The sequence below is a fragment of the Falsiroseomonas sp. HC035 genome (assembly GCF_050563525.1).
GTDB lineage: Bacteria > Pseudomonadota > Alphaproteobacteria > Acetobacterales > Acetobacteraceae > Falsiroseomonas.
On record NZ_JBNXUN010000014.1, the window covers coordinates 1 to 12,049 of the forward strand.

Genomic DNA, 12,049 nt, shown 5'->3' on the forward strand with positions numbered 1-12,049 from the left:
ATAGCGGCCGGCAAACAGAAGGTGGTCGTTGTCACGGCAATCGCACGCGAAATGGCGGGGTTCATCTGGGCTATTGCGCGTGAGGTGAGGCTGCCCTCGGCAGCCTGAACTGAGTGGTTCACATCTGGTGCTGCAGGCTGGAGGCAGGGCACGGCGGGGAATCCTCGTGCCTGCTATGAGCCGCCAGCGTGCGACGCTCGCTTCTAGACAGAGGTAGCCCCGAGACGAAACCACGGTCCTGCGGTAGCCAACCCGCGCATGAGAGCTTGATCAACCGTCGTCTCCGCCCTGCCTCCTGCTTGCGGCACCTTTGAATTCCGGCCCCCGCTCTACGGGCCCGGCCGCATGCCCAAAATCCTTGACAGCAAACATGAGAGCAGGCTGCGGAAATTCGCGGCCAAGGGCTTGGTTTTCCCGGCCGGCGTAGTTTTTGTGAGGTGCTTGGCGGGCTGATGGGCGTGGTTTTCGGTGGCCAACCGCCGCGGACTACCGCGTTGAGGCCTGTTGCGGCGCCAGTCAGGCAGGCGCCGCCAACAGCTTCGGCAGCCGGACGAGGTTGTAGGCGGCGACGCGGAGCGTGAAGCTCCATCCGACCCGCTCCAGCCCGCGCAGCAGGGTGCGGCGCATGCCGCCGATCTCCTTGCCCCGGCCGAACACCTCCTCGATCCGCTTGCGGATGCGCTGGCTCACCGCGCAGCCCGGGTGCCGCGTAGTCCGTCTGTGGATCGCCGAGCGCCGGCCATTGGTGTGCTGCGTCACGTGCGGCGTCAAGCCCATGTCGCGCATTGCCCGGACGAAGGCCCGCGTGTCGTAGTTCTTGTCGCCTCCCAGCGTGCTGCGCGCGGCACGATCGAGCCCTGCCATCATCGCCTCGCCGGCGTCGCGCTCGGCGGTACCCGTCTCCCGCGTCGTTGTCGCAGCGACCACCAGGCCGTGCCGGTTCTCGATCACCACATGCCCGGCGTAGCAGAGCTTCGATGCCTGCCCGCTCGACTTGCGCGCCAACCGCGCATCCGGGTCCGTGGTCGAGGCATGCGTCTCGTCGCTGCGCTTCTCGCCATGGAAGTCGCGCTCGCCGTTGCGGCCGGGGCCGGGCGGAGCGCCGGAGCCGTCCTTCGGCCGGAAGCTCTTCATCGAAGCCCAGGCCTCTAGCAACGTGCCAGCCACCGAGAAGTACTCCGAGAACAGCAGCGGCTTGACCTCCGGGTCGGCCAGCACGGTGGCGAAGAACTGGCTCGCCACCTCGCCCCCCAGCAGCCGGTCCCGGTTCTTGGTGAACACCGTCACGTCCCATACGGGCGCCACGCCCGACGCAGCTGCGCAGGAACTGCCCAACGTGCACGTGCGGAACCGCACGGGGCGGCCGTACCCCGCCTTGCCCAGGGCGGCCTGCGCGGCGATGTCTTCCGCGGGACGGTGCCCGGCTGCCCTGCCGTCCGATGCGACGCCACGCTGGGCCGCCGTGCCCCGATCTGGAGCCCGCTGCCCGCATGGACGTCCCCGACCCGATCCTGTCCGCCGACTGGCCTGGCAATCCCGCCCCGGATGTGGCTCGCCTTCATGGGCGGTCGTGTCCGGGTTCGCCCGGACGCGCCGTATCCTCGGGCTGTTCCTGATCGCGACGGGCGGGACATGACGGGACCATGGCGCCGGAGCAACAACCACGTAGAGGAGATCACTTGATGACCCAGATTCAGACCGCCCTCGCCGCCGACATCACACTGCATAGCCTGGAGCAGGCAACGGCCGAGAGCCCCAGGGCGAGGCGGAACCTGCTCATCGGGCTCTGGGCGGGGCGTCGGCTCGGCCTTCCCGAGGCGGAACTGCCCCGCTATGCGCTCGACGTCATGTGGGTGGATCATGCCGAACCGGGCGATGCCGACGTGATCCACAAGCTTGCCGCCGATTTCGACGCGGTAGGTTGCTGCGTCGGCGATCAGGCACTGCGCTCCGAGCTGACCGTCGCGCAGCGCCGCGCCTACGCCGAAACCGTGTTGCACCTGCTGTGATCCATTCGGTGGCAGCACCGCCGCCAGTGCAGGCGGCCACAGACGGCGCGATGGGCGCCCGAGATGGAAACGGAGGTTGTACGATGCAGAAAGACTCAGAACGGTGGGATGCCGGGCGAGGTAGCCCGCCGCGCAGCCTGCTCCTCGCGACGGATCTCAGCTGCCGCTGCGACCGCGCCCTCGACCGCGCATTGATGCTGGCATCGGCCTGGGGTGCGAGGCTGCAGGTGCTGCATGTGCTGGAAGGCGATGAGCCGGAGCAAGGCCCCGAACCGCTTCCTGGCGGTTCGGTGCGGGCGCTGGCCGAGCGCCAGCTCCGCGCCGCCATGCGCAGTCATGAGGTCAAGGCGGAGATCGTGATCGAGCGGGGAGATCCCAATGAGATCATCCTGCGCAAGGCGAACGAACTCGACTGCGACCTTATAGTCACCGGCATAGCCCGCGGCGGGAGCCTTGCTCGAACGGTGCTCGGCACCACGGTCGAGAGGCTGGTCCATCGCGCGCCGATGCCCGTGCTGATCGTGAAGACGCGCCCTTGGCGAGCGTACCAGACGCTAATCGTCGCCTCCGACTTTTCAGAGACTTCGGCCCACGCTTTGCGGCAGGCACTGAGCGTGTTCCCGGACGCCCACATGACGATAATGCATGCCTACCGCGTGCCGTTCGAAGGGTTTATCAGCCGGGCGGCGAATGAGGCGGAACTGCTGGCGGACGCTGAGCGTGAGCGTGCGGCGTTCCTGCCGAGCTTGGGTACTCCGCCGGAGAAGATGGCGCGGATGGAGTGCCTGATCCGCTATGGAACACCCGAGAGCGTGATTGGGACGCATGTCTGGGAGAACGACATCGACCTCGTCGTGATGGGGACACATGGCCGGAGCGGTCGCTTCGGCATCCTCATGGGCAGCACCGCCGAGCGTCTCCTCATCAGCCTGCCTTGCGACGTGATGATTGTCCGCGAGCCGCGCGCGCTGCCCGCCACGATTGGCGCGGCCGGCGCCTCTGCGGGCCCTCGCCTGAGCGGGAATGGGTGAGCAATGGGGTAGCAGAAGCGGGCTGATTCTTGCCGCCATCGGCGCGGCCGCAGGCCTCGGAAACATCTGGCGATTCGCCTACTTGGCCGGTGAGAACGGCGGCGCCTTTCTGCTGGTGGAACTTTTTGATCGCGCTGGCGTTCGGCGTGCCGCTGGTGGTCGCGGAACTCGCCATCGGCAAGTGGGGTGCAGCAGACGCGGTGACGGCCTTCGAGGTGCTCGCGCCACATTCAGTCTGGCGGCATGCCGACTGGCCTGGCGTCGTGGGGGCCGGGCCGATTCTGGGCTACTTGGGGTGCGGCACGGTCCGATGAGACAGCCGGCTGCGGTAGATGCCACCGCAACCGGAGATTGAACCCATGGATCAAATCCGCAGCGACGAGCCCGAGGGGGCGCGGGGACGCGAGAACGCCGGCGCCTCCTCGGGCGGCGCCGGGAGCGCCACTTCTCCGCGCCACGCAAGCTGGCCGCCGTCATGCGGCTGCTGCGCGGCGAGCCGCTGGAGACGCTGGCCCGCGAGCTCAACGTCACCGCCGCCCGCCTGAGCGGATGGCGCGGCTGGGCGTTGGCCGGTGCGGCATCGGCGATGAAGGCGCGAGCGCGACAGCCGTGACGACGAGTTGCTGCGGCTCAAGGCCAAGCTCGGCGAGGTCACCATGGCCAACGAGCTGCTGGAGCGGAAGATCGCGACCATGGAGGGTGGCCGCCCTTTGGGCCGCCGGCGGCCGAGGCGGTGAACCGGCAGGTCTCGCCGGCGACCCGCCGGCGCTACGGCATGGTCCGTGTCGCCCGAGTCTGGCGGCTGTCCCGTGCCGCCATCTACCGCCACCGCGCGCCGGCCGTTGCCGCGGCAACGGCTAGCCCAGCCCGCCGCGGCCCGGTCGGCGCCGGCACGGACGCTGAGCTGGTCGGGCACATCCGCCGGCAGATCTTGGCCGCGCGCCTGCATGGCGAAGGCTACCGCAAGATCTGGGCCCGGCTGCGCCATGCCGGCATCCGCACCGCCGCCCGGCGGGTCCGGCGGCTGATGGGCCAGCACGGCCTGCTCGCGGCGCATCGGGTCGGCCGGCCTGAGCCGCTCGCGCATGACGGTACCATCACCGTCGGCACGGTGGACGTCATGCGGGGCACCGACATGACCGAGACCGTGACCGTCAGGGAGGGCCGCGCCCGAGTGTTCGTCGCCGTCGACCATTGCTCCGGTGAGTGCGTCGGCAGCCACGCCGCGCGCTCCGGCGACCGCTTCGAGGCGCTCGAGCCGATCCGCCAGGGCGTCCGGCGCCACTTCGGCGCGATCGACCGTGATATCGCCAGGGGCCTGGCGCTCCGCCACGACCATGTCTCGAACTACATCGCCGGCGATTTCCAGGCCGAGATCGCTTTCCTCGGCATGGAGGGCTCGCCCTCCTTCGTCCGCCAGCCCGAGGGCAACGGCGTCGCAGAGCGCTTCGTCCGCACCTTGAAGGAGAACTTATTGTGGGTGCAGACCTTCGACACCATCGAAGAACTGCGGCGCGGCTTGCAGGCGTTCGTCCCCCGCTACAACGCAACCTAGCTCGACGCCCGACATCGCTACCGGACCCCGAACCAGGTCCGTGCCGATCAGCGACGCCTTGCTCACCGCCAACGGCACGACCTACCCTTGGCCGCCTGAACACCGCAGTCAGCTGTCCCAGAATCCGGGCGCACTACACACGCTCGCCGTCGGAGAAGGAGAGACAGTGGCCGGTATCGGCGACGGCCTCCCGCGAGACGGTCGATCCACAGCCGACCGTTCGGGTTCAACATCACCTCGACGACGGCGCGGTCCTCAAGCCATCCCGCGATGCGAGGGCCGAAGGCCGTGCAACATTCGCGCGCCACGCGCTGTAGTGTCGGCCTTGAGTGGATGCAGCGACAAGCGGTCCCCGGGGTTGTGCCGGGGCGGAGGCGCCGCAGCGGGCGGGGACGATTAAGAATCGCTGGATTGGTCGGTTCGCAATCGCCGAATGCCTGGGTCGTGGAGAGGCGCGCAAAGATGAGCGGCCTTCGGTGATCTTGCTGTTCAGGGCGCCGGCTGTGTCGCTCGGGTCACCGCGGAGCGGTCAGCTCGGTTCGGCAGCGAAGAGCCATCCCGCTACCGCGTCCTGGCCGGCCACTCTGGATGCAGCTCGTCGATCACGAAGGCATGCCGGTGCCGGAAGCCGTCCGGCCCGGTCACGAGCGGCTGGTGCTCAGCTGCGCGATGCGGGTGCTCCGGTGGGAGGCCAGCATGGTCGTGCTCGATCTCCTCCGGGTCATCCCGCGGCCACAGCGCCGCCGCCGCACCGAGCCCTGCCACCGCCAGCACGGCCAGCACCAGGAAAGTGGGCCCGAGTCCGATCGTCGCGCCAAGGCTGCCAGCGAGCGGATAGGCGAGCAGCCAGCAGGCATGGCTCAGCGCGAACTGCGCGGCGAATAGAGCCGGCCGGTCGCCAGCGTGCGCGGAACGCCGTAGCAGCCGTCCGCTCGGCGTCAGCACGAGCCCGTTGCCTAGGCCGAGCAGCGCCCAGATCGGTAGCAGTGCTGGCCAGGACGGCACCAGTGAAGCCAACAGCAGCCCGCCGACCAGCAGAGCGGCGCCGGCCAGCATAGCCATGCGGTCCGTCATCAGCTCGCCGAGAAGGCGAGGCAGGGCGAGCGCCGCGGCCATGGAGCCAAGCCCATAGGCGGCCAGCGTCCAGGCCACCTCGCGCTCGCCGAGGCGGAAGCCCGCCCGCACCAGCACCACGGTGTTCACGATCACCATCGCGCCTGCTGCGGCCACGGAGAGGTTCAGCGCGAGCAACCCGCGCAGCCGGGGCGTCGCGAGATAGATGCGCGCCCCGCGCGTCGTGCGGCCCCAGGCACCTTCCGCTGTCGTCGGCGGCTTGGGCGAGGGCAGCACCACCGACAGCACCAGCACCGCCGAGGCCAGGAAGCCGAGCGCGTTCAGCCCGAACAGCCAGTGAAACCCGATGACGCCGAGCAGCGCCGCGGCGATCGCCGGGCTCGCCAGCGCCTCAAGGTCGTAGGCGAGGCGCGAGAGGGAGAGCGCTTTCGTGTACTCCGCCTCCTCCGGCAGGATGTCGGGGATGGTCGCCTGGAAGGTCGGCGTGAAAGCGGCCGAACCCGATTGCAGCAGGAAGATCAGGGCGTAGACCTGCCAGATTTCGGTGACGAAGGGCAGGCAGACTGCGACGGCGGCGCGCAGCAGGTCCAGGGCCACCAGCAGGCTGCGCCGCGGCACCAGATGGACGAAGGCACCGGCGACCGGCGCGATGCCGACATAGGCGATCATCTTGATCGCGAGCGCCATGCCGAGCACCGCACCGGCATCGGCGCCCGCCAACTCGTAGGCCAGCAGGCCCAGCGCGACCGTCGCGAGCCCCGTGCCGAGCAGCGAGAGCACCTGGGCCAGGAAGAGATGACGGTAGGTTAGGTTCGACAGGGGCGACAGCACGGCGTCCTCCAGGCGAAGCAGCGTAGCGTAAACCGGCCGGTGTCGTTCGACACCGGCCGGGCGCGCGCATCAGGGCATCACATAGCGCGCCTGGACGGTATGGCCGTCCGGCATGCGGCCGGTGACCACAACGCGGGCGCCGCTGGCGATCGGCGTCTCCAACGTCGCGGAGAAGCCGTCGCCGCTGGCCGCCAGGTTCGCCGTGCGGTTCGCCTGCCCTTCCTGGATCACCATCCGCGCCGTGGCACCGGCCCGCGGCGGCGCCACGCGGCCATGGTTCACCAGGTAGACGCGGATCGCCGTGCCATTGGCGACCAACTCCACCTCGTGGCCATCGCTGCCGGTGAGCAACCCACCATTCGGGCCGCGGCGCTCGCGCTGCTGGGCGAGCGCCGGGGTGGCAAAGGCAGCGGCCAAGCCGGCCAAGATCATGCGTCGGTTCATCGAAGTCTCTCCTTTCGGGGTCAGAAGGTGGTGGCCGGGCGCAGCGCACCGGCCTCGGCCGCCGCATCGCGCGCGGCGATCAGGCGTTCGAGCGGACGCCGCCCGAACAGCAGGAACAGCACCGGCGTCAGCACCGCGTCGAACAGGGTCGCGGTGACCAGCCCGCCGAAGATCGTCACCGCGACGGGGTGCAGGATCTCGCGCCCTGCCTCGCCGGCGCCGATCATCAGCGGCACCAGCGCAAGCCCGGCCGAGAGCGCGGTCATCAGCACTGGCGCGAGCCGTTCCAGGGTGCCGCGGATCACGAGGCCGGGGCCGAAGACCTCGCCCTCATGCAGCGCCAGGTTGATCCAGTGCGAGACCTTAAGGATGCCGTTGCGCGCCGCGATGCCGGCCAGCGTCACGAAGCCGATCATCGAGGCGACCGAGAGCGGCTGCCCGGCGATCCAGAGCGCCGCGACGGCACCAACGAGGCCCATCGGGACCACTGCCAGCACGATCAGCGCCAGCACCACGGAACGGTAACGCTGCCACAGGACCAGCAGGACCAGCAGCGCCGAGACCGCGCCGAGGATGGCGATGGCCCGGCTCGCCGCCTCCTGCGCGCGGAAGGTGCCGTCCCTCACGATGCGGATGCCGGGTGGCGGCGCGGCCTCGGCCACCAGCCGCGCGAGATCGGCGGCGAGTGCCGCCATGTCGCGCGAGCCGTCGCCATTGGCATAGACCACGATGCGCCGCGCGCCGTCCTCGCGCAGGATCTGGTTGGTCACCGAGGTTTCCACGACCTCGGCAAGACGCTCCAGCGGTACCGCGCCATGCGGCGTCGGCACGAGCAACCCGCGCAGAGAGTCGGCATTGCGCCCCGCCGCGGGCAGGCGGAGGACGATCTCGGTCCGCCGCGTGCCCTCGCCGAGCGCGCCCAGCACGCGGCCGCCGGCCAAGGCCTCGACCGCAGCGGTGACGGCCTGCGGCGTGAGGCCGTGCAGCGCGGCGGCGGCCGGGTCCACGCGGATCTCGACCTGCGGCACCAGCGTCTGCGCCTCGACATTGATGTCCACGAGGCCAGGGATGCCCTGCATGCGCGCGCGCAGCCCTTGGGCCACGATGCGCGCCGCCTCCTGGTCCTCGCCGAACACCTTGAGCGAGAGCGCCGCCCGCACGCCGGAGAGCATGTGGTCGATGCGGTGGCTGATCGGCTGGCCCATCACCACCGAGGCCGGCAGCACCGAAAGCCGTTCGCGGATTTCGGCGAACACCGCCTCGCGCGGGCGGTCGGACCGGCGCAGCGTCACGTCGATCTCGGCCGCGTGCACGCCTTCCGCATGCGGGTCGAGCTCGGCGCGGCCGGTGCGGCGGCCCACGCTCACCACCTCCGGCACCTGCATCACCAGGCGTTCGGCGATCAGGCCGAGCCGTTGGCTCTGCTCGAGGCCGATGCCCGGCTCGAAGCGCATGCCGACCAGCGCCGTGCCCTCGTTGAAGGGCGGCAGGAAGGCGCGCGGCAGCAGTACGGCGCCGACCGCGGCCAGCGCCACCGCGCCCACCACGCCGCCGATCACCAGGCGCGGGCGGCGGAAGGCGCCCTCCAGCACGCGCGCCTGCCAACGCTTCAGCGCGCGCAGCACGGGCGTGTCGCCATGCGCGCGCTTCGGCACCTTCACCAGCAGGAAACTCGCCAGCGCCGGCGTGACGGTGATGGAGACCAGCAGGGAGGCGAGGATGGAGACGATGTAGGCGACACCGAGCGGGACAAACAGCCGCCCCTCCAGCCCCGCCAGCGCGAACAGCGGTAGCAGCACCAGCACGATGATGAAGGTCGCGTAGAGGATGCCCGAGCGCACCTCCTGACTGGCCTGCGCGATCACCACCATGGATGGCAGCGGGTCGGGTCGCCCGGCGTTCTGGCGCAGGCGCCGGAGGATGTTCTCCACATCCACCACGGCGTCGTCCACCAGTTCGCCGATGGCGATTGCAAGCCCGCCCAGCGTCATCGTGTTCAGCGTCAGCCCGAAGGCGTCGAAGACCAGCACCGTGACCAGGATCGAGATCGGGATGGCGGTGAGCGAGATCGCCGTCGCCCGCCCGTTCAGCAGGAACAGGGCAAGCACCAGCGTCACCGCGATCGCCGCCTCGATCAGCACGATGCGCAGGTTGCGGATCGAGGTCTCGATGAAGCCGGCCTGGCGGAACTGGATCTGGTTCGCGGTGACGCCGGCGGGCAGCGACGCCTGAACCTCCGCCAGCCTCGCCTCGACCGCGCGCGTGGTCGGCAGGGTGTCGGCGGTCGGCGCCTTCTGGACGCTGAGGATCACGGCAGGCTGGCCGTTGAAGCCGGCATCGCCGCGCCGTGTGCGGGTGCCTAACTCCACCTCCGCCAGCGTCCCGAGCGGCATCGCGCCGCGCGGGGTTGCCACCGGCAGGGCGCGCAGCGCGTCGAGGTCCGGTGGCGGCGCGCTGGCGCGCAGCACGAACTCGACGCCACGGCTCTCGACGAAGCCGCCGCCGGCCGAAGCGCCGGCCCGGGAGACCACTTGCGCAATCGCGTCGATGCCGATGCCCGCCTCGGCCAGTGCCGCCATGTCGGGGCTGATGCGGATCTGCCGCACCGCGCCGCCGATCGGGTTCACCTGCACCACGCCGGGGACTTCGAGCAGGCGCGGGCGCACCTGTGCCTCCACCACGTCGCGCAGCGCGGGAGCGTCGAGGCCAGGCGCGGTCACGGCGATGAGCAGGATCTCGCCCATCACCGTGCCGATGCCGCCCATCTGCGCCGTCAGCCCCGGTGGCAGTCGCCCCTGCAGCCGCGCGAGTCGTTCTGCCGCATCGGCGCGTGCCGCCGTCAGGTCCGCGGACCATTCGAACTCGGCGAGCACGATGGACAGGCCGGGTGCCGAAGTGGAGCGGATGCGCGCCAGCCCCGGCGCGCCGCGCAGCGCCGCCTCGACCGGGGCGGTGACGAGACGCTCGACCTCGGGCGGGGCGAGGCCCTCGGCCTCGGTCATGATGGTGACGGAAGGCCGCGTCAGGTCGGGGAAGACATCCACCGGCACGCGCGGCAGGACATAGAGGCCATAGGCGACGAGCAGCGCCGCCGCCGCCAGCACCGCGACGCGGTGCCGGAGGCTGGCCGAGACCAGGAAGTTGAACATGCGTGCCCCTCAGCGGATCTGGTTCACGAGGAGGGCGCCCTGGACGAGCACCTGCTCGCCCGGCTCGATGCCGGCCAGGATCGCGACGCGCGTCGCATCCAGCGGCTCGAAGCGCACGATGCGTGGCTCGAACAGTTCTGGCTCGGCGTGGCGGAACACCACGGGCAGGCCGTTCGGGGCCTGCACCACCGCCTCGCGCGGCAGGATGATGGCGGTGCGGCGTTCCGGCAGTTCGACCACCACCTGCACGCGGCGGCCGATCTCGAGGCCGTGCTCAGCGGCGCGGGGCGCGAAGTCGAGCAGCGCTGTCTGGCCGCGCAGCGCGGGTGCGCGACCAAGCAAGGTGGCCGGCACCGGCACCGTGCCGCGGGCCTCGATGCTGGCGGCGGCAGCAGGAGCGAGCGCCGTCGGCGCGAAGGCCTCGGCCTCGATGCGCACACGAGCGGGGTCGAGGATTTCCACAAGCGTCTGGCCGGGCGAGACCGCCTGGCCCTGGGCCAGCGCGACGGACGCGATCACGCCCTCGGCCGGGGCGCGCAGAGTCTCGGCGCCGGTGATGTCGCCAGGAGCGGAGGCGAGGGGCACCACGAGGGCGAGCGCATCGCCCGCGCGCACTGCCTGGCCGCGCCGCGGCAGGGCGCCGTCGATCGCGACGATCCGGCCGGCGGTCGCGGGCTGGACGACCGCCTGCGCGTCGGGGCTCGGCAGCACGCGGCCAGCCAGGGTGACGCGGCGTGCGGTCTCCTCCAGCGCGACGCGGCGCGTGCGCAGCTCGAGCAGGCGCTGCGTCGACTTGGGCACGAAGACCAGCCCATCGGCGCGGCGGCGTGGCGCGTCGCCATCCTCGGCCGTCGCAGTCTCAGGGCCATGGCTGTGGTCGGCGCCGCCGGGCCCCGCCGCCACGGGCGATGCGGCCAGCAGCGTCAGCGCCAGCGCGGCGACGCCGGCGCGGCGACGACCAAACAGGAAGCCGATCGCAAGGGCGCCGACGCCGGTGGCGGCAAGCGCCATAAGCACCGTCTCGACTGAGACGCGGCGGTGCAGGAAATCACTGAGCGCGTGCGAGTGGCCATGCGCCGCGGCGGGCGCGGCCGCACCGCCCGGGACGCGGATGGTACCGACTAGCAGGTCGGGCGCCGCGCCGCCGATGGTCGCGAGCACCTCGACCTCCCCGGTGCCGAGCGCCTCGGCCGGGATGCGGAAGGTGCCGTCCGGCTGCGGCTCGGCACGAACCGTCCGGCCCGCGATGTCGAGGTCAAGCGTCACGCCCGCGGCCGGCGCGTTGTCCTCCTGACGGTCCAGGTAGAGCGTCAGCGCGCCGCCCTTGAGGATGCCGACGAGCTGCCAGGCCTCGGAGACGGCTACGAGCCTTGGGCTCTGGGGCAGGGCCGTGGCGGTGGGTTCCGGACCATGCTGGTGGTCAGGGCCGCCGGGACCGGCGAAGGCGGGCGCGGTGATCAGCAGGGAACAGAGGGCAAGGCAGCGCAGCCCGGCACGGGCGCGCGAGAACAGATCAGGCATGGGAACTCCACGGAATATGACGCGGTTCGGCGCAGAAGCGCCGGCGGCTCAGGCGAGCGGTGCGTCGATCCGTGGTGGCCGATCGGGGTGTTCGGATTGCGCTCCGACCAATCCTGCACTGAAGGTCCAGGCTGGTGATCCACCGACGGTCCGGTGGACCAGGCCGGAGACGGCAGGAAGCAGAAAGGCGACGCCATGGGCATGGTCGGCCAAAAGGCCGTCCGGCCCATCATGCTGGTGCGTCGGGCCGTCGCCATGGCTATGGCGACCTTCAGCACCGAAAACCTGCACCGATGTGTCCGCGGGGTCGGCGGCGCTGCTGGCGAGCCACTCGCGCTCGGCCTGAAGCGCGGCAAGCCAAGCTCCCGCCGGGTCGGAGCCGGCGCCATGCGCCCAGGCATGCCCAACCTGGCCCAGAAGCCCCGTCAGGAGCAT

At 70.9% G+C, this 12,049-nt stretch carries 8 protein-coding genes and 3 pseudogenes; 5 read left to right on the forward strand and 6 right to left on the reverse strand.

Annotated features, from left to right (window positions below; genetic code table 11):
• Positions 1 to 516: 516 nt before the first annotated feature.
• A pseudogene (locus tag ACLF3G_RS22675) lies at positions 517 to 1,302 on the reverse strand (IS5 family transposase); the annotation flags it as partial.
• A 380-nt stretch (positions 1,303 to 1,682) separates the two neighbouring features.
• Between ACLF3G_RS22675 and ACLF3G_RS22680 the strand changes: the two are divergent.
• From ACLF3G_RS22680 to ACLF3G_RS22700, 5 genes and pseudogenes are all read left to right on the forward strand, one after another.
• Entirely contained in the window at positions 1,683 to 2,009 is a 327-nt protein-coding gene (locus tag ACLF3G_RS22680; protein ID WP_430671688.1) for an ATPase inhibitor subunit zeta, read from the forward strand.
• An 83-nt stretch (positions 2,010 to 2,092) separates the two neighbouring features.
• The gene (locus ACLF3G_RS22685) at positions 2,093 to 3,040 is read left to right on the forward strand and encodes a universal stress protein (protein ID WP_430671689.1); all 948 of its coding nucleotides are present in this window, start codon (positions 2,093 to 2,095) and stop codon (positions 3,038 to 3,040) included.
• Positions 3,033 to 3,143 (forward strand): annotated as a pseudogene (locus tag ACLF3G_RS22690) (hypothetical protein); the annotation flags it as partial. The gene ACLF3G_RS22685 and the pseudogene ACLF3G_RS22690, both read left to right, overlap by 8 nt.
• A gap of 22 nt (positions 3,144 to 3,165) precedes the next feature.
• Positions 3,166 to 3,354 (forward strand): hypothetical protein, encoded by a 189-nt coding sequence (locus ACLF3G_RS22695; RefSeq protein WP_430671805.1) that lies wholly within the window; start codon positions 3,166 to 3,168, stop codon positions 3,352 to 3,354.
• 86 nt (positions 3,355 to 3,440) lie between these two features.
• Positions 3,441 to 4,592: pseudogene (locus tag ACLF3G_RS22700) on the forward strand (integrase core domain-containing protein); the annotation flags it as partial.
• A gap of 564 nt (positions 4,593 to 5,156) precedes the next feature.
• On the opposite strand, the gene ACLF3G_RS22705 reads toward ACLF3G_RS22700, so the two are convergent.
• The 5 genes from ACLF3G_RS22705 to ACLF3G_RS22725 form a co-directional block, all read right to left on the reverse strand.
• Positions 5,157 to 6,500 carry an MFS transporter gene (locus ACLF3G_RS22705; RefSeq protein WP_430671690.1) on the reverse strand — a complete coding sequence of 448 codons (1,344 nt, stop codon included), beginning with the start codon at positions 6,498 to 6,500 and terminating at the stop codon, positions 5,157 to 5,159.
• Between the two features lie 69 nt (positions 6,501 to 6,569).
• Complete coding sequence (locus ACLF3G_RS22710) at positions 6,570 to 6,944, reverse strand: hypothetical protein (RefSeq protein WP_430671691.1); 375 nt, start codon at positions 6,942 to 6,944, stop codon at positions 6,570 to 6,572.
• 20 nt (positions 6,945 to 6,964) lie between these two features.
• Positions 6,965 to 10,093 (reverse strand): efflux RND transporter permease subunit, encoded by a 3,129-nt coding sequence (locus tag ACLF3G_RS22715; RefSeq protein ID WP_430671692.1) that lies wholly within the window; start codon positions 10,091 to 10,093, stop codon positions 6,965 to 6,967.
• 9 nt (positions 10,094 to 10,102) lie between these two features.
• Positions 10,103 to 11,614 (reverse strand): efflux RND transporter periplasmic adaptor subunit, encoded by a 1,512-nt coding sequence (locus ACLF3G_RS22720; RefSeq protein ID WP_430671693.1) that lies wholly within the window; start codon positions 11,612 to 11,614, stop codon positions 10,103 to 10,105.
• Positions 11,615 to 11,662: 48 nt separating this feature from the next.
• Positions 11,663 to 12,049: a hypothetical protein gene (locus tag ACLF3G_RS22725; protein WP_430671694.1), complete on the reverse strand. Its 387-nt coding sequence runs from the start codon at positions 12,047 to 12,049 to the stop codon at positions 11,663 to 11,665.